The 16168-nt window shown below is 71.6% G+C and carries 17 protein-coding genes and 1 pseudogene; 13 read left to right on the top strand and 5 right to left on the bottom strand.

Annotated elements, in window-relative coordinates; translation table 11 throughout:
• Positions 1-95 precede the first annotated feature (95 nt).
• On the top strand, positions 96-1511 hold the full coding sequence (locus tag DWB68_RS12505; protein ID WP_119425462.1) for an MBL fold metallo-hydrolase: 1416 nt from the start codon (positions 96-98) through the stop codon (positions 1509-1511).
• Entirely contained in the window at positions 1508-2527 is a 1020-nt protein-coding gene (locus DWB68_RS16815; RefSeq protein ID WP_158588308.1) for a TSUP family transporter, read from the top strand. Before DWB68_RS12505 ends, DWB68_RS16815 begins: the two co-directional genes overlap by 4 nt.
• 327 nt (positions 2528-2854) lie before the next feature.
• Here DWB68_RS16815 and DWB68_RS12495 read toward each other — a convergent pair whose 3' ends face one another.
• Positions 2855-3544, bottom strand: a complete 690-nt coding sequence (locus DWB68_RS12495; RefSeq protein ID WP_147391675.1) for a hypothetical protein — start codon at positions 3542-3544, stop codon at positions 2855-2857.
• 608 nt (positions 3545-4152) lie between these two features.
• On the opposite strand from DWB68_RS12495, the gene DWB68_RS17035 reads away from it, so the two are divergent.
• The 5 genes from DWB68_RS17035 (at position 4153) to DWB68_RS12480 (ending at position 7540) form a co-directional block, all read left to right on the top strand.
• A complete protein-coding gene (locus tag DWB68_RS17035) occupies positions 4153-4287 on the top strand; it encodes a hypothetical protein (RefSeq protein WP_267896970.1) in 135 nt (44 codons plus the stop codon).
• A gap of 228 nt (positions 4288-4515) precedes the next feature.
• Complete coding sequence (locus tag DWB68_RS16295; protein ID WP_158588307.1) at positions 4516-4689, top strand: hypothetical protein; 174 nt, start codon at positions 4516-4518, stop codon at positions 4687-4689.
• Between the two features lie 137 nt (positions 4690-4826).
• A complete protein-coding gene (rlmN, locus tag DWB68_RS12490; protein WP_119425459.1) occupies positions 4827-6101 on the top strand; it encodes a 23S rRNA (adenine(2503)-C(2))-methyltransferase RlmN in 1275 nt (424 codons plus the stop codon).
• Positions 6102-6240: 139 nt separating this feature from the next.
• Positions 6241-6630 (top strand): thioredoxin, encoded by a 390-nt coding sequence (trxA, locus tag DWB68_RS12485; protein ID WP_119425458.1) that lies wholly within the window; start codon positions 6241-6243, stop codon positions 6628-6630.
• A gap of 73 nt (positions 6631-6703) precedes the next feature.
• Positions 6704-7540, top strand: a complete 837-nt coding sequence (locus DWB68_RS12480) for an oxygenase MpaB family protein (RefSeq protein WP_119425457.1) — start codon at positions 6704-6706, stop codon at positions 7538-7540.
• Between the two features lie 96 nt (positions 7541-7636).
• Here DWB68_RS12480 and DWB68_RS12475 read toward each other — a convergent pair whose 3' ends face one another.
• Positions 7637-8674, bottom strand: a complete 1038-nt coding sequence (locus DWB68_RS12475) for an alpha/beta hydrolase (RefSeq protein WP_119425456.1) — start codon at positions 8672-8674, stop codon at positions 7637-7639.
• A gap of 132 nt (positions 8675-8806) precedes the next feature.
• On the opposite strand from DWB68_RS12475, the gene DWB68_RS12470 reads away from it, so the two are divergent.
• Positions 8807-10006: a pyridoxal phosphate-dependent aminotransferase gene (locus DWB68_RS12470; protein WP_233548802.1), complete on the top strand. Its 1200-nt coding sequence runs from the start codon at positions 8807-8809 to the stop codon at positions 10004-10006.
• Here DWB68_RS12470 and DWB68_RS12465 read toward each other — a convergent pair.
• Positions 10003-10644 (bottom strand): septum formation family protein, encoded by a 642-nt coding sequence (locus DWB68_RS12465; RefSeq protein ID WP_119425454.1) that lies wholly within the window; start codon positions 10642-10644, stop codon positions 10003-10005. The two genes, DWB68_RS12470 and DWB68_RS12465, sit on opposite strands and share 4 nt — an antisense overlap.
• A 102-nt stretch (positions 10645-10746) precedes the next feature.
• Positions 10747-11277 (bottom strand): septum formation family protein, encoded by a 531-nt coding sequence (locus DWB68_RS12460; protein ID WP_119425453.1) that lies wholly within the window; start codon positions 11275-11277, stop codon positions 10747-10749.
• 180 nt (positions 11278-11457) lie between these two features.
• Between DWB68_RS12460 and DWB68_RS12455 the strand changes: the two genes are divergently transcribed.
• The 5 genes from DWB68_RS12455 (at position 11458) to DWB68_RS12435 (ending at position 15627) form a co-directional block, all read left to right on the top strand.
• Entirely contained in the window at positions 11458-12369 is a 912-nt protein-coding gene (locus DWB68_RS12455; RefSeq protein WP_119425452.1) for an ABC transporter ATP-binding protein, read from the top strand.
• A 3-nt stretch (positions 12370-12372) separates the two neighbouring features.
• Entirely contained in the window at positions 12373-13128 is a 756-nt protein-coding gene (locus DWB68_RS12450) for an ABC transporter permease (RefSeq protein ID WP_119425451.1), read from the top strand.
• A 138-nt stretch (positions 13129-13266) separates the two neighbouring features.
• A complete protein-coding gene (locus tag DWB68_RS12445) occupies positions 13267-14304 on the top strand; it encodes a sensor histidine kinase (RefSeq protein WP_119425450.1) in 1038 nt (345 codons plus the stop codon).
• Between the two features lie 79 nt (positions 14305-14383).
• Positions 14384-14992 (top strand): response regulator transcription factor, encoded by a 609-nt coding sequence (locus DWB68_RS12440; RefSeq protein WP_119425449.1) that lies wholly within the window; start codon positions 14384-14386, stop codon positions 14990-14992.
• Between the two features lie 71 nt (positions 14993-15063).
• Complete coding sequence (locus DWB68_RS12435) at positions 15064-15627, top strand: GNAT family N-acetyltransferase (protein ID WP_119425448.1); 564 nt, start codon at positions 15064-15066, stop codon at positions 15625-15627.
• Between the two features lie 218 nt (positions 15628-15845).
• On the opposite strand, the pseudogene DWB68_RS12430 reads toward DWB68_RS12435, so the two are convergent.
• Positions 15846-16168: pseudogene (locus DWB68_RS12430) on the bottom strand (ISL3 family transposase); the annotation flags it as partial.

Genomic DNA, 16168 nt, shown 5'->3' with positions numbered 1-16168 from the left:
GGGGTAATTTGCATACCCCGGGGGGTATCTGGCACTGTGGAGTGTGACCCCCGGTGACTTCGGCCGCCGACCCGCAACAGACAAGGGCCAGGAACGTGATTCTCAAGCAGTACTACCTCGGCTGCCTCTCGCACGCCTCGTACCTCGTGGCCGATGAGGCCACGGGCCGCGCCGTGATCGTCGACCCCCGCCGCGACGTGGACGAGTACCTCGCCGACGCCATGGAGCTCGGCCTCACGATCGAGGGCGTCTTCAACACCCACTTCCACGCCGACTTCCTGGCCGGGCACCTCGAGCTGCAGGCCGCCACCGGCGCGTGGATCGGCTACGGCCCGCAGGCCGACCCGCAGTACGCCCACCGCGCCTTCGCCGACGGCGAGCGCCTGGCCCTCGGCGATCCCGCCACGGGCCTGGTCATCGAGGCAGCGCACACGCCGGGCCACACGTGGGAGTCCACCTCCCTGCTGCTGCGCCCCGCGGGCGTCGAGTCCGCCGTCGAGGCCGTGCTCACGGGCGACACCCTCTTCATCGGCGACGTGGGTCGCCCCGACCTCGCCGCCGCCGTCGGCGCGGATCCGCTCGAGCTGGCCCACGCCCAGCACGCCTCCGTGGCGCGCCTCATGGCCCTGCCCCACGCCGTGCGCGTCCTGCCCGCCCACGGCGCCGGCTCCGCGTGCGGCAAGAACCTCTCGACCGAGCTGGAGTCCACGATCGGCGCGCAGCGCCTCGTGAACCCGTTGGCCCGCGAGCTGCCGGTCGAGGAATTCGTGCGGATCCTGACGAGCGGCCAGCCCGCCATCCCCGCGTACTTCGGCGAGGACGCCGTCCTCAATCGCGCCGAGCGCGCGCTCTTCGACGTGGACGGACTGCCCTCCGGGCTCTCGGTGGCCGAGGCCCTCGCCGCGCGCTCCGCCGGGTCCGTGCTCATCGACACCCGCTCGCCCGAGGACTTCGGCGCTGGCCACGTGCTCGGTTCGCTCAACGTTGACCTGGGCGGCCGCTTCGCCGAGACGCTCGGCATGGTCGCGCCGCTCGGCGCCTCCGTGGTGTTCGTTGCCGCGTCCGCCGCCGACGCGGAGGAGGCGCGCGTCCGCGCCGCCCGCATCGGCCTGGACGGCGGCAACGGCTTCCTGATGCTCGACGACGCGGCGCGCCTTGCGCTGCAGGCCGAGGGTGAGTGGGGCGTGGCGCAGCGCCTCGAGCCGCTCGCGGCGGAGGCCGCCGTGGCCTCCGGCGCCCTGTACCTCGACGTGCGCAACCCGGGCGAGATCGAGGCCGGCGCCATGCCCGGCTCGCTGCGCATCCCGCTCGCCGAGCTGCCGCGCCGCCTGTCCGAGGTGCCGTCCGATCTGGATCTGGTGGTGCACTGCGCCGGCGGCTGGCGCTCCTCCGTGGCCGCCTCCGTGCTGCGCGCGGCGGGCTACGAGCGCGTGAGCGATGTGCTCGGCGGCTTCGGCGCCCTGTCGGTGGCCGTGCCCGGCCGCGTCGAGAGCCCGGTGGCCGCGGCGTGAGCTGGCTGATCCTGGTCCTCGTGGGCGCCGTGGTCGGCGCGCTGCTGGGCGTCGTGGGGGCGGGCGGCGGCATCGTTGCCGTCCCGGCGCTCATGCTGCTCGGCGGGGCCTCGGCCGCGCAGGCGTCGGCGTTGTCCCTCGCCGCCGTGCTGGCCGGCGCCCTCGTGGGGCTGCTGGGCCGGCGCGGCGGGGGAGCGGACCAGGCCGTTGACTGGCGCTCCGTGGTGGGCTTCCTGGCCGCCGGCATCCCGGCGGCCGCGTGGGGCGCGTCCACCGCGCCCCTGCTGCCCGACGCAGTGCTCACCTGGATGCTCCTCGCGATCCTGCTCGTGGCGCTCTGGCGCCAGCTGGCCGGGATCCGCGCCAAGCAGGCCACGGCCCGCGAGCGCGCCGCGGCGCGCAGTGGAGCGCAGGCCGCGGGGGTGGGCGCCGCGCTCGTTCCCGGGGTGGGCGCCGGGCTCGTTCCCGGGGTGGGCGCCGGGCTCGTTCCCGGGGCTGGCGCCCCGCTCGTTCACGAGGCTGGCGCCGGGGACGGCGCCGCCTCGGCGAGCCCTTCCGAAGGCGACGCCGGCACCGAAGGCGACCGTGCGCCGTCGTGCCCTCAGGACGAGGACCCGGAGGCGTTCCCCGTCTCCTGCTGGATCAACCGCCTCGCGGTGGGCGGCGTGGTCGGGTACCTCACCGGGCTGCTCGGCGTGGGCGGCGGCTTCCTCGTTGTGCCGGCGCTGACCGTGCTGCTCGGCCTGAGCATGCGGCGCGCGGCGAGCACCTCGCTCGCGATCATCGCCGGCACCTCGGTGTCCGGCGTGGCGACCCACCTGCTCGCCGGCCACGACGCGCTCGGCGCGGACTACCCAGTGCAGGCGCTGATCCTGGCCGGGGCCACCGCCGCGGTGGCGCTGCTCGGCGCGCGGCTCTCGACGCGCCTGTCCGAATCCCTCACCAAGACCGTGTTCCTCGCGGCGTTGTCCGTGGCGATCCTGGCGCTCGGCGCCAAGGCCGCGCTCGGGCTCTAAACCTTTCTCGCTTCAACCTCACCCCAACCAAAGGAGAACCATCATGTGCCGTCCCGTTTCCTGCAAGAACTGCGGCAAGACCACCTGGGCCGGCTGAGGCCAGCACGTCGCCGCCGTCAAGGCCGGCGTGCCCGCGGGCCAGTGGTGCAAGTGCACCGACGAGGAGAAGGCCTCGGCCAAGTCCTCGGGCGGCTTCCTGGGCAAGATCTTCGGTCGCTGAGCCACTGAGCCGCTGAGCCGCTGCGGGGCAAAACTGATCCACAAAACGACGGCGCATCGTCCAAACGACGATGCGCCGTCGTTTTCTGGATGCAAAGGGGCTGCGGCTCAAGCCGCCCGAAGCCTCCGCCCGCGATCTCGAGGAACCCCAGCGAGTTCGAGCTTGTGGGCGAACAGCTCGGAGTGGCGTAACTCGTCCCAGGTCCAGCGCACGACCGCGCGCACCTCGGAGCGCGACCGCAACCGTGCCTCGCGCTGGCGTTCGGCGTTGAGCACCTGCCACTGCTCCGCGCGGCTGGAGCCGCCCAGGCTCAGGTACTTGTCTTTGCCGTCGAATTCCCCGATGACCCCGCAGGACGGCCACCAGCAATCCACCCTGTCTCGCGCGCCGTCGGTGACGAACTCCTGCTGGAGGACGGGCGGCTCAAGGCCTTGGAGCGCCATGATCGCGCGGCTCCATGACTCGCCGGGGGACTCGCTCAGGGCACTCGCAAACTCCAGGACTTCCGTGACTCTTCTCAACGCACTCAACGATCCGAGGAGCGAGAGAGCTCGATCGTGGGGCTCGCTACCCACGAAGCCTGGTCGTCTGCGCAACGTCGCGTCGGCGAGAACAACGGCTTCAGTGAACGGCAGGCGCGCGATCGACAGGACCAGGGACTCGGACAGTGGCGCGAGGCGGAACCCAAGCGACGTGAGCACAGGTGCAGAGTCTCCCTCCGGGCGGACGTGATAGCGGCGGCGCGGCACGGCAAAAGCGGCACCGCCCATGGCAACGCCCGCGATCTGCGACTGCAAGCCTGCATGGGTGGTGTGCGGCCAAGCCAGGTGTAGCTCTCGTGGCAGGGACAGGAGCGGCAGCCCCCAGAGGTGCAGTGCGGTCGTGTGGCTGAACGTGGCGGAAGGAAGCCATAACTGAATGGCCGCTGCAGCCAACGTATAGCGATCCCAGGGCAACCGAGATCGCCAGTCCTCTTGAGGGACGTAGATTCCGGGGGCGAGCCTGAGAAGGTGCCCTGTCCGTGCACGCCGGTGGAGAAGTGGGTCCACGCTGTGCATGAGGAGGCCTTCGGGGAAAGGGCGGGGGTTGAGTCGTGTCATCGTCTGAGCCTGCGGCCCACGCGAGCGCCCGAGCCAGGGGTCTCCGCCCCGTTGTGGATGCGGGGGAGCTGTGAGGGAGTGACTTTGCCTCCACGAAACGACGAAGCATCGTCGTTTCGACGATGCTTCGTCGTTTTTCGGATGCTCGGCCCCGGCGGGGCACGGCACGACGGCGGGTGAGCCCTGGGCCGAGGGCGGGGTGCGGGGCGGGAACGTGCGGCGGTGTGTGGCCCCCGGCCCGTGACATGCGAGCTCCGCGGTGCGACGCTGGAGGGGTACGCAGCATCGCGACGAGAGGGGTAGCCATGGGTGAGGAAACGGACTTCAGCATCGAGCCGGATGTGGTCTCGGATCCGGAACAGGGCGTCGAGGAGGGCCAGGACTGGACCGACGAGGGCGGCGCCACCGAGAGCGGCCCCGCCGAGGGCTACGAGATCTGACACCAGGGCGGCACACCGCCCGACGACGCCCCGGCGGGTCGGCGCTCATCGCGCCCGTCGCCGGGGTTCGTCATGTGCCCGACGGCGCCCGGTTCCGTCTGGCGCTCATCGCCCCGCGCGCCCGACGCGCCGGCCGCCGGGGCACCGCGCGGAGGGCACCGCATGGATTCCGTGAGGATCGCCGTGAGGATGCAAGCGTCTGGCCGCACCCTCCCTACGCTGGCTCGCATGTCAGCTCGTCTTGTCCTCCTTGCAGCGGCCCTCTTCGTCGCCGCCGGTTACCTCGCGCAGATCGACGTGTGGGCCACGTGGCTCTTCGTCGCGGGCGGGATCGTCAGCCTGGTGTTCGCCGCCGTCGACGGCGTGCGCTCCGTGAAGCGCCGCCGCCCCGCGCGGTCCTGAGCGCCAGCGTCTGCGCACCCCGGCCCCGCGCCCCGGGCACGCCTTCACAGCGCGCCCCCACCACCCGCCGTCGGGCACCGCGAAAGCGTGGCCCGCACCACGGCAACGCCAAGCAAAACGTGAGACGATGGACCGTTATGACTGAGCGCGCTTCCGAACCCCAGCACCACCGTTCCGGGACCTCCCGCGCCGTCGCCGCGCGGGCAGACCGCAAGGACCGCTTCACCGGTCGTCCGCAGGTCCGCCCCACCGCCGAGGGCTGGAAGCAGCCTATGGGCACCGACGGCCGACCCACCCTGCAGTTCGCGCAGAAGCCGCGCGTCAAGCAGCCCCCCATGCACCTCGCGGACATGACCATGGCCGAGCGCCAGGAGAAGATGAAGGAGCTGGGTCTCCCGGCCTTCCGCGCCAAGCAGATCTCGGTGCACTACTTCACGCACCACACCACGGACCCCGAGAAGATGTCCGATCTTCCCAAGGACCGCAAGCAGGAGATCGTCGAGACGTTCTTCCCGCCGCTGCTGACCGAGGTCAAGCGCCTCGTCACCGACGACGGTCGCACCATCAAGTTCCTGTGGCGCCTCTTTGACGGCGCGCTCGTGGAGTCGGTGCTCATGCGCTACCCCAAGCGCATCACCCTGTGCATCTCCAGCCAGTGCGGCTGCGGCATGAACTGCCCCTTCTGCGCCACGGGCCAGAACGGCCTCACGCGCAACATGTCCACGGCGGAGATCCTGGATCAGATCGTCCAGGCCAACCGCATCATCACGGAGGGCGCCCTGGGCGGCACCCGCCACGAGGGCCCCGACGCCGAGCGCGTGAACAACATCGTGTTCATGGGCATGGGCGAGCCGCTTGCAAACTACAAGCGCGTCATGAACGCCGTGCACCGCATGGTCGCCGATCAGCCCGAGGGTCTGGGCATGTCCGCCCGCGGCATCACCGTCTCCACGGTGGGCCTGGTGCCGGCCATCCGCAAGCTCGCCGACGAGGGCGTGCCGTTCACCTTTGCGCTGTCCCTGCACGCGCCGGACGACGAGCTGCGCGACGACCTGATCCCCGTGAACTCGCGCTGGAAGGTCGACGAGGCGCTGGACGCCGCCCGCGAGTACTACGACAAGACGGGCCGCCGCGTCTCCATCGAGTACGCGCTCATCAAGGACATGAACGACCACCCGTGGCGCGCGGATCTGCTCGCCGACAAGCTCAACGCGCGCGGCCGCGGCTGGGTCCACGTGAACCCGATCCCGCTCAACCCCACGCCGGGCTCTATCTGGACGTCCTCCACGCGTCAGGCCACGAACGAGTTCATCGATCGCCTCGAGGCCAAGGGCATCCCCACCACGCTGCGCGACACGCGCGGCAAGGAGATCGACGGCGCGTGCGGCCAGCTGGCCGCCGCCAACGACTGATCGTTGCCAGTGCCCGACGGCGCCCGCTCACCTTTGGCGAGCGGGCGCCGTTCGTGTCACGGGGCCGGGAATAGATACCCCCAGGGGTATCGTTGTTATGAGTAGTTAGCCCGCACACCAGCAGCGAGGAGGGCCGTCCGTGGCCACCATCAACCTGAACCAGTCAAACTTCGATTCCGTGGTCGACCGCGACGGCATCGTGCTCGTCGACTTCTGGGCCGCGTGGTGCGGCCCGTGCCAGATGTTCGGCCCCATCTTCGAGAAGGCCTCCGAGTCCCACCAGGACATCGTGTTCGCCAAGATCGACACCGAGGCCGAGCAGGCGCTCGCCGGTGCCGCCGGCATCACCTCCATCCCCACGCTCATGGCCTTCCGCGACGGCGTCCTGGTCTTCAACCAGGCCGGCGCGCTGCCCGGCCCGGCGCTCGACGACCTCATCGGCCAGGTGCGGGCCCTCGACATGGTGGACATCAAGCGCCAGATCGCCGAGGCCAAGGCCGCCGATCAGGCCGAGGCCGCGCAGGCCTGAGCCTCGAGCCCGCACCCGGGCGCCGCGACGCCGCACCCAGGACCGGCCCAGCGGCCTGCGCCATGATGGATGCATGAGCCGCCAGCCCTTCGGAAGCCCCGGACCCCGCGATCCCCGCGAGGCCCGGGGCTTTCGCGATGTCGCCCCCGAGGCGGTGCTGCTCGGCGGCGCCGGGGCGGCGATCCTGCTCCAGCTCGCCGATCCCCGGGTGGGCCGGGGCGTGGCCGAGCACTCCGACTTCGCGCGGCAGCCGCTCAAACGTCTGTGGGCCACGCTCGACTACGTCTACGCCGTGGCGCTTGGCGGGCCGCAACTGCGCGGCGCGCAGGTGGCCCACGTGAGCGCCGCCCACGATCCGGTGCACGGGAAGGCTGTGGGCGGCCGCCCGGCCTACGACGCGCACGACGACGACGACGCCCGGCTGTGGGTCGCGATGACCCTCGCCTGGGCGGGGACCCGGACGTGGGAGGCGGTGCTCGGTCCCCTGCCGCGCGAGGCGCAGGACCGCGTGGTGGTCGGCTACGGCGCGCTGGCCTCGTCGCTCGGGGTGCCCGCGGAGCGCTGGTTCGGGGACCGGGCGGCCTTCGACGCCGAGTTTGAGCGCCGCGTGGCAGGCCTGCGGGTCGGCGACGACGCCCTCGCCGTGTCCCGCGAGCTGCTTGCCGCCAAGGCGGCCCCGCTGTGGTTGCGCGCCCTCATGCCCGCCGCGCGGCTCGCGACGGCGGCCCTGCTCCCCGCGCCCGTGCGCGCGCAGTTCGGCCTCGCCTACGGGCCGGGCCGGGACCGGCTGTTCCGCGCGATCGTGGGCGGGCTGGGCGCGGTGTACCCGCGGCTCCCAGCCGGCCTGCGCCAGGCCCCGGCCTGGTGGCGGCTCGAGATGCAGGCCCGCTCGCTGGGCCTGACCCGCTGACCCTCCACCCGCCGTCGGGCATCCCCTGCGCCGGCACCACACGTTTCCTTCACGTCCACGCGGGGATTGCAGTGGAAGTGAAGGAAACGTGTGGAGTCAGCGAGCGGAAGCCAGCAGCCCCCGTTCGAGGTGCCTCAACGCCTCGCGGAAGGCTTCGGTGCCGGTGCGGCTCGCCGCGGTGGTGTTGGTGAAGGCGTGGATGTGCCCCGTCACGACCTGCAGCGTGGTGGGCACGCCCGCGTCCTGGAGGCGCCGGGCGTAGGCGATCCCCTCGTCGCGCAGTACGTCGAAGCCGGCCACAGCCACGTGGGCCGGCGCGAGCCCACTCACGTCCTCGGCGAGGAGCGGGGAAACGCGAGGGTCGGTGCGCTGGCCGCGGTCCGGGACGTAGCGCTCGCTGTACCAGTCCATCTGTTGTTCCGTGAGGAAGAAGCCCTCGGCAAACTTCGCGTAGGACGCGCTCTTGTGGGCCAGGTCGGTGACGGGGAAGAAGAGCAACTGGAAGTCGGGCGGGGTGTCGTCCTTGGTGAGCTGGGCGATCACCGCCGCGAAGTTGCCGCCGGCGCTGTCCCCTGCGACCGCCACGGTGCGGCCCAGCGAGGGCTGCTCCCGGATCCACCGGTACGCTGCGAGGGCGTCCTCGATCCCGGCGGGGAAGGGATGCTCGGGTGCCAGGCGGTAGTCCACCGAGACGACCGTGACGGGCAGGTGGTGCGCAATGAAGCGGCAGACGGCGTCCGTCGAGTCGAGTCCGCCGAGCACCCAGCCGCCCCCGTGGAAGTAGGCCACGGTGCCGATCGAGTTCTCGGCGTGGGAGTGCCGGTAGCTGCGCGCCGGGATCGGGCCGGCGGGGCCCGGGATGCCGAGCTCTTCGACGCGGTCGACGGGCAGCCGCTTGCCGAAGACGTAGGCCTCGCTGTCGATCGTCCGTCGGGCCGCCTCCAGGGGCTGTTCGGAGAAGTCGCTCGAAGGCATCGCGTTGAGCAGGCGCAGCGCCATCTGCACCTCGGGGTAGAGCACGTGGCCATCGATCGTGATGGGCTTGCCGCCCAAGCGTCGCTGCAGCCCGGCGGGCAGGGCTCCGAGCCCTCCCAGGACCAGCTTGGCCAGACGGTCGCTCGCGGTGGGGCGCATGCAGGATCTCCTCGCAGGGGGGTGAGTCGGCGCGAACTGGCCCGTCCACCAGCACAACGAGCGGTTGGCCAACGATAGCCGCGAAGCACCCCACGGTGCACCGATTCCTGGGCCCGTGACAGCATGGGCACCATGCAGCTCTCCCGCCGCGGCTCCGTCCCGCCGTTCCAGGTCATGTCCATCCTGCGGCGCGTGGGTGAGCTGCGCGCCGAGGGGAGGGACGTCATCTCCCTGTGCGCCGGCGAGCCCTCCGGCGGGGCGGCCCCGGCCGTCAACGCCGCGGCCGCCGCCGTGCACGCGGGCGGGGAGAGCCTGAACTACACCCCGGCCGCCGGGCTCCCCGAGCTGCGCGCGGCCATCGCCGGGCACTACGCCCGCTGGTACAGCACCGCCGTCGATCCCCGGGAGGTCGTCGTCACGACGGGCGCCTCCGGAGCGTTCATGCTCGCCTTCCTCGCGGCCTTCGAGGCCGGCGACGCCGTCGCGATCGCCCGCCCGGGCTACCCTGCCTACCGCAACATCCTCACGGCCCTCGGCCTGCGCGTCGTGGAGATCCCGTGCGGCCCCGAGACCCGCTATCAGCCCACTCCTGAACTGCTCGACGCCGCCAAGAAGGAACATGGCCGGCTCGCCGGCCTGATCCTCGCCTCCCCGGCCAACCCCACGGGCACCATGGCCACGCGCCCGGAGCTTGAGGCCCTCAGCGCCTGGTGCGCCGCCAACGACGCCCGGCTCATCAGCGACGAGATCTACCACGGCATCACCTACCCGGAACCGGGTGCTGCCGACCCGCTCGGCGTGAGCGCGCGCGAGTTTGGCACCGACGCCGTGGTGATCTCGTCCTTCTCCAAGTTCTGGGGGATGCCCGGCTGGCGCGTGGGCTGGCTCCTGGCCCCGTCCGAGCTCGCGGAGGGCATCGAGGCGCTCGCCGGCAACGTGGCGCTGTGCCCGCCGGCCGCGGCCCAGCGCGCCGCCGTGCACGCCTTCGACGAGGAGGCCTACGCGTTCGGCGCGGCCCAGCTCGAGGAGTTCGCGCGCACCCGCGCAGCGCTGCTGGAGCGCCTGCCGGAGCTCGGCTGGGGCGAGGCGGCCCCCGCCGACGGCGCGTTCTACCTCTACGCGCAGCTGGGGCCGGCGCTGGGGGCCTTCCCGGACGCCTCGGCCTGGTGCTCGGCCCTGCTGGAGGAGGAGGGCGTGGCGCTCACGCCCGGCTCCGACTTCGACGGCGTGCACGGCGGCGGCGCCGTCCGGCTGAGCTTCGCGGCGGGCCCGGAGGCCGTGCGCCGCGCGGTGGAGCGGATCCTGGTCTTCCAGGAGCGCCACGCGCGCTAGACGCGGTGCGTCTCCGGCTCGTCGCTATACAGATCCTCGTCCGTGGGGGCCTTCCAGCCCGGGCCGTGCTTGAACTGCTCCTCGTTGTTCTTGCCGAGCGCCGATCCGGAGAAGCGCGTGCCGTCGTTCATCTGAATGACGCACGTGAGCGAGCGGTAACCGTCCTTGAACTCCTGCTCCGTGGGTACCCAGTAGTACATGGAGAGCCGTGAGTCGTCCCAGGACGTCCCAGTGAATTCCGCGAAGGCTGGGGTGCACTGGCGGTCGTACAGCCGCTGCCAGGCAGCGTCGTCATCGTCGTCCGGCAGGCTCGTGCCGCCGATGACGCCCTGCGCCACGACCTGCCCGTCGTGCATCTGTTCGCAATCGACCACCTGGAAGGTGGAGAAGCGCAGGCCGTTGCTCGTGTCGACGCACGCTCCCACCCGCACCTCGCCCGGGCGCACCCAGCCGGGTGCAGGGGCGTCGCTCGAGGACGGGACAGGGCTGCTCGCCGGGGCGCTGGAGCTCGGGGCGGTGCTCGAAGGCGCCGTGCCCGACGGCGCGGGCAGGGACCAGGGCAGGAGGCCACAACCGCCGAGGGCCAGTGAGGCGGCCGCCACGGCGGCGCCGGCCGCCGTGCGCCGACGGCGCAGCATGCCCGCACGCTGGGCGGGCGCCGGGGCCTGAGCCCCGGCCCCGCGCCCGGCGTGAGGAGCGCGCCGTGCCGGCGCCGCGTCGTCGTGCATGGAGGGCCCGTCTTACTTGGCCGTGAGTGCCTTGAGCGTCTTCACGCCCTTGGCGGAGCGGTGCAGCGGCCCGCCGTCCTCGAGCCCCACGGCGCAAATGAGGGTCTTGTTCGTCGCGTAGCTGATGTTGTCCATCGCGGCGTAGGAGGCGTAGAGGATGTCCGTCTCGGGGTTGCCGACGTACTCGAGGAACGCGTCGTCGCAGATCTTCATGGCCTGCTCGGACATGTCGTCGCCCGCGGGCAGCGTGGTGCCGGTGAGTGTGCCCTTCGCGAACACCTCGTCGGTGTGCTCCTGCGTGCACGGAACCACGGTGACCGACTGCTTCACCTCGGTGGTCTCCCCGGTCATCGCCTGCCCGGACGCCGAGGTACTGAAGCAATCGCCAATCTGCAGATCGGTGATCCCGAGCGAGGCCTTCTCCGTCACCTTGCCCTCCTCGTCGCGCTGCGGGCCGCCGCCGAAGAGCGAGCAGCCGGTGACGGACAGGGTGGCGATGAGGGCCGAGGCGGCGGAACGAAGCGCGGCGCGCGTGCGGGGCATGGTTTCTCCTGACAGGGTGACGCGTGACATCCGCATCGTTGCATGCGTCGATGCGGGCGGTCTAGTTGGCCGGTGGGCGGATCCCGGGGCCGCTCACCGGCCCGGCCCATGACGGATGTCATGCCGAGGTCGTGACAGCCCCCGGATCCACCCGGGCCGCCGCGGCGGCAGGCTGGAGCCATGAGCACGAACACAGCACCCGCCGTCGAACTGAGCGGCCTGGTCAAGACCTTCAACCGCGGCACCGTCCGTGCCGTGCAGGGCGTGGATCTCACGGTGCAGCGCGGCGAGATCGTGGCGTTCCTGGGCCCCAACGGTGCAGGCAAGACCACCACGATCGACATGCTCCTGGGCCTCACGGCCCCGAGCGCCGGCACCGCACGGGTGCTGGGGGAGCAACCCCGCAAGGCCGCCGCAACCGGCCGGCTCTCCGCCGTGCTGCAGACGGGCGGCCTGCTCACGGATGTCACCGTCCAGGAGATCATCGACCTCACGGCCGGCCTGCACTCGCTCTCCCGCGAGCGCGTGGCCCAGGTGATGGACGCCGCCGACCTCAACGAGCTGGCCCGCCGCAAGGTCGGCAAGTGCTCCGGCGGCGAGCAGCAACGCGTCAAGTTCGCCATGGCGATCCTGTCCGACCCCGATGTGCTGGTCCTCGACGAGCCCACCGCCGGCATGGACGTGAACGCCCGTCGCCGCTTTTGGGACGTCATGCGCGCCGAGGCCGACGCCGGGCGCACCATCCTCTTCGCCACGCACTACCTGGAGGAGGCCGAGCAGTTCGCCCGCCGCACCGTGGTCATGGCGCGCGGCGAGGTCGTCGCCGATGCCCCCACCCAGGAGCTGCGCGCCTCGCTCGGCGGGCGTGTGCTCCACGCGAGCCTCCCGGAGGCGGCCGCCGACCAGGCCTGGGCCGCGCTGCAAAGCCTCCCGGGCGTCGTCGAGCCCTCCCGCGACGGGAACCGCGTCTCGGTGCGCAGCACCGACTCCGACGACCTCGCGCTGACCCTCCTGACCACCCTGGCGTGCACCGATCTGGAGATCGTTGCCCCCACCCTCGAGACCGCCTTCGCGGCCCTGACCCAGGACTGAGCCATGAACTTCTCCCCGACCTTCTTCCGCGTGGAGCTGGTGCGCCAGGCGCGCAACCCCTTCACCCTCATCTTCACGCTCGCCATGCCCGTGGTGATGTACGTCATCTTCGGTGCCACGCCCGAGTACTCCGATGTGATGGCGGGGCGCGGCAACGTCGCCTTCACGGTCATGACGTCCATGGCGGCGTTTGGCACGGCCACGGCCATGACCTCGCTGACCTCGCTCGCCGCCTCCGAGTTCGCCCGTGGCTGGGGCAGGCAGCTGGCGCTCACGCCCCTCACGGTGGCCGGGTACGCGCTCACCAAGGTGCTCGTTGCCCTGGCCTACTCCACGCTCTCCGTGGTGGTGGTGTTCCTCGTGGGTGCCGCGACGGGGGCGCGGCCCACCGAGGGGTGGGTGTGGCTCGCCGCCGGCGCGATCATCCTGGCCGGCGGCTGCATGTTCGGGCTGTTTGGCCTCGGCATGGGGATGCTCTTCTCCTCCGAGGGGGCCTCCGGCCTGGCGTCGATCATGATCACCTTCTTCTCCTTCTTCGGCAACGTCTTCATGCCGCTCTCCGGCGTGATGCTGGACATCGCCAAGTTCACGCCGATGTACGGCTACAACGCGCTGGCCCGCTGGCCCCAGCTCGAGGGCGGGATCGACGCGGTGCACTCCGATCCGCTCTGGGCGATCCTGCTCAACGTCGCCGCCTGGACCGTGGTGTTTGCCGGGCTCGTGGTGATCGGCACCCGCCGCGTGCGGGCCCGCCAGTAGGGACCCGGATACCCTCATGGGCATGGACACAGAGGATCGGCAGATCTGCGGCTCGGCGTTCCTCGTCGTGGGGCCCAGCGCGCCGCCAAGCAGCGGGCCAAGGGGAATCCAAACCCCTGGGCCCGCTTCGGGTGGGTCATGGCCGCGGTGTGGCTGATCTTCCTGTACTACCCGATCGCCGCGATCCTGGAATCCCGGGCGGGGCTGGGCACCCAAGTCCTCGCGTGGGTTGGCCTCGGCGTCTTTGTGGCCGTGTACCTGCTGATGTTCAAGTGGGGCACGGTGCAGGGCGTGTCCGGCCAAGGAGGCGTGGCGCCGCGGCAATACGCGCTGCTCGGGGTGCTGCTCCTGGCCGTCGTGGCGACGGTCCCGGCGATCGGCTTCAACGCCACCGGCTTTTTCCCGTTTGTGGTTTCAACGCTGGCGTATCAGTTCAAGCGCCCCCTGTACTGGGCCGCGAGCGGCGTGGCCGTGGCCGTGGTGGTGCTCGCGATCGTGACGCAGCCCGAAGGGCGGGAGTACTTCGGTCTGCTCGGCATCCTGGTGATCCTCGTGCTCGTCAACGCGGTGTCCACGTGGCTGATCGCCCGCTCCATCGATGCCGACCAGCTCAGCCTGGAACTGGCCACGAGCGAGGAACGCGAGGCGGTGGCCAGGGACGTCCACGACCTCATTGGGCACTCCCTCACCGTGGTCAAGCTCAAGGCCCAGTTGGCCCGCCGACTCATGGACGTTGACCCGGAGCGGGCCAGGGCCGAGCTCGAGGAGATCGAGAAGATCACGGGTGAGGCCATCCAGGGCGTGCGGGCCACCGTGACGGGGCTGCGGTCCGAAGGGCTCGCGGCGCAGCTGGAGTCCGCGCGGGCGGCGCTTGAGTCCGGGGGTGTGCGGCTCGAGGTGAGCGGCGACGCCGGCGCGCTCTCGCCGGCGCAGGCGCTGCCCGCCGGTTGGATCCTGCGGGAGTCCGTCACCAATGTGCTGCGCCACGCGCGGGCCACGCGGGTGCTGGTCACCCTGCGCCCCGGCGAGCTTTTTGTGGAGGACGACGGCGTGGGGCTGGGCGGGAAGCCCGGCAACGGACTGCGGGGCATGTCCGAGCGCGCCGCGCTTTCCGGCGGCTCCTGCGCCGTGGGTGCCTCGGAGCTGGGCGGGGCCAAGGTGGCGGTGACGTGGTGAGGGATTCGGAGGAGCGCGCGGTGAGCCGCGCGGGCCGGCGCCGCCCGGCGTCGTCGTTCATGCAGGGAAGGGAAACCACGTGAGCATCAGGCTGGTCTTGGCCGACGATCAGGCCCTCGTGCGCGGGGCGCTCGGGGCGTTGCTGGAGTTGGAGAGCGACCTCACCGTGCTGGGGGAGGCGTCCGACGGTGCCGAGGTCGTGGAGCGCGTGCGCGAGCTGCGCCCCGACGTCTGCCTCATGGACATCCAGATGCCCGGGATGGACGGGCTCGAGGCCACGCGTCTGGTGAAGGAGGCCTCGCCCGAGACCAAGGTGCTCATCGTGACGACGTTCGCGCGGCCCGGCTATCTGCGCACGGCGCTGGAGGCCGGGGCCAGCGGTTTTGTGGTCAAGGATGCCCCGGCCGAGCAGCTCGCCGACGCCGTGCGCCGCGTGCACGCCGGACTGCGCGTCGTGGACCCGGCGCTCGCCGAGGCGACCCTGTTTGAGGGCTCCAATCCGCTGACCGAGCGCGAGGCACAGGTGCTCAAGCTGGCGCTGGACGGGCGCTCCGTGGCGGACATCGCGGCGGAGGTCTTCCTCTCCGCGGGGACGGTGCGCAACCACCTCTCCAGCGCGATCGGCAAGACGGGAGCGCAGAACCGGGCCCAGGCCGCGCTCGCCGCGCGCGAGAAGGGCTGGATCTGACCCCGGCCCGGGGCGCACGGCAGCGCGGCGGCACCCTGGCGACGATAGGCACGGGCGGTTAGCTTGAGTGCATGCTTCCGGAGCGTGAACCCACCCTGCGCGGGCAAGGCCTGGTGTTGCGTCGGCCAACGCACGACGACGCGGCGCTGGTCCGCGCCGCCGGCACCGACGCCTACATCACCTCCGTGACGACGGTGCCCCCGGCGCCGGCCACGGACGCCGAGGTCGTGGCGTACATCGCCAGGCAGCACTCGCGCCTGCGCTCGGGCCAGGGCGTGCAACTCGTCATCGAGGACGAGTCCTCCGGAGGCGCAGTAGGGCAGATCGGGCTCATGGTCAAGGACGCGCACCGGGCCGCGATCGGCTATTGGGTAGATCCCGGCGCGAGGCGGCGGGGTTACGCGGGGCGGGCCGTGAGGGTCCTGAGCGACTGGGCGCTCGACCTGCCGGGGCTGCACCGGCGCGAGGCGAGCGTGGAGCCGTGGAACGACGCTTCGATGCGGGCCGTCGGGGGTGCCGGCTTCGTCCGCGAGGGCGTGGCCGCGAACTGGGAGATGGTGTCCGGGCAGCCGCGTGACATGGTGATCTACGCCCGGGTTCCGGGCGTGCGTGGAGACCTGGGCACTCGCGGCTGATGTCCTACACCGGGCGGTGCGAAGGCCTGGCCGGCACGCGCGGATGTCACGCTCCGCTCTTCTCATTCTGACCCACTGGTCGCCAGCTGGCCGTGCGGTCATGTCGGGGGGAGTGATACCGCGATGCGTGATCAACGCCACAACGCAACTCCCTTTATGAAAAGTTTAATTTTCTTTGATGCCCAGCCAAATGCGGCTCTTCGGACATCCGGTGGGGGTCATGGGGTGAGGCCGCCGGCGGCGAGGAGCATGCGGAGCCGGTAGTTGCCGCGGTTGCGGTAGCCGCGGGCGAGGCGGCGGTGAAGCTCGATGATCCCGTTCACGGCCTCAGTTCCGCCGTTCGATGATCGTCGGGTCGTGAAGTAGGCCAGGAACGCAGCCGGCAGCGGCGGAGGGTGCGGCCAAGGCGGGCGATCTCGGGGGTCGGGCAGGTGTGGAATGTGTCGACGACCTTCTCGGCGATCCGCCGCCCCTCGGCGAGGTCCTTCTGGTGGTAGGCGGAACGCAGTTGCTGGGCGCACTGCCACGCGACGAACACCTC

Source organism: Galactobacter valiniphilus (genome assembly GCF_003575975.1).
GTDB classification, from domain to species: domain Bacteria; phylum Actinomycetota; class Actinomycetes; order Actinomycetales; family Micrococcaceae; genus Galactobacter; species Galactobacter valiniphilus.
Note: the sequence above shows the minus strand (reverse complement) of the source record. Positions and strands in the feature narration are given on the sequence as shown.

Bases quoted from the DNA above. Each gene is read 5' to 3' on its own strand.
- DWB68_RS17035 (WP_267896970.1), top strand. From the start codon at position 4,153: ATGGGTGAGGAAACGGACTTCAGCATCGAGCCGGATGTGGTCTCGGAT.
- DWB68_RS16295 (WP_158588307.1), top strand. From the start codon at position 4,516: ATGTCAGCTCGTCTTGTCCTCCTTGCAGCGGCCCTCTTCGTCGCCGCC.
- rlmN (WP_119425459.1), top strand. From the start codon at position 4,827: ATGACTGAGCGCGCTTCCGAACCCCAGCACCACCGTTCCGGGACCTCC.
- DWB68_RS12480 (WP_119425457.1), top strand. From the start codon at position 6,704: ATGAGCCGCCAGCCCTTCGGAAGCCCCGGACCCCGCGATCCCCGCGAG.
- DWB68_RS12475 (WP_119425456.1), bottom strand. From the start codon at position 8,674: ATGCGCCCCACCGCGAGCGACCGTCTGGCCAAGCTGGTCCTGGGAGGG.
- DWB68_RS12470 (WP_233548802.1), top strand. From the start codon at position 8,807: ATGCAGCTCTCCCGCCGCGGCTCCGTCCCGCCGTTCCAGGTCATGTCC.
- DWB68_RS12465 (WP_119425454.1), bottom strand. From the start codon at position 10,644: ATGCTGCGCCGTCGGCGCACGGCGGCCGGCGCCGCCGTGGCGGCCGCC.
- DWB68_RS12460 (WP_119425453.1), bottom strand. From the start codon at position 11,277: ATGCCCCGCACGCGCGCCGCGCTTCGTTCCGCCGCCTCGGCCCTCATC.
- DWB68_RS12455 (WP_119425452.1), top strand. From the start codon at position 11,458: ATGAGCACGAACACAGCACCCGCCGTCGAACTGAGCGGCCTGGTCAAG.
- DWB68_RS12450 (WP_119425451.1), top strand. From the start codon at position 12,373: ATGAACTTCTCCCCGACCTTCTTCCGCGTGGAGCTGGTGCGCCAGGCG.
- DWB68_RS12445 (WP_119425450.1), top strand. From the start codon at position 13,267: ATGGCCGCGGTGTGGCTGATCTTCCTGTACTACCCGATCGCCGCGATC.
- DWB68_RS12435 (WP_119425448.1), top strand. From the start codon at position 15,064: ATGCTTCCGGAGCGTGAACCCACCCTGCGCGGGCAAGGCCTGGTGTTG.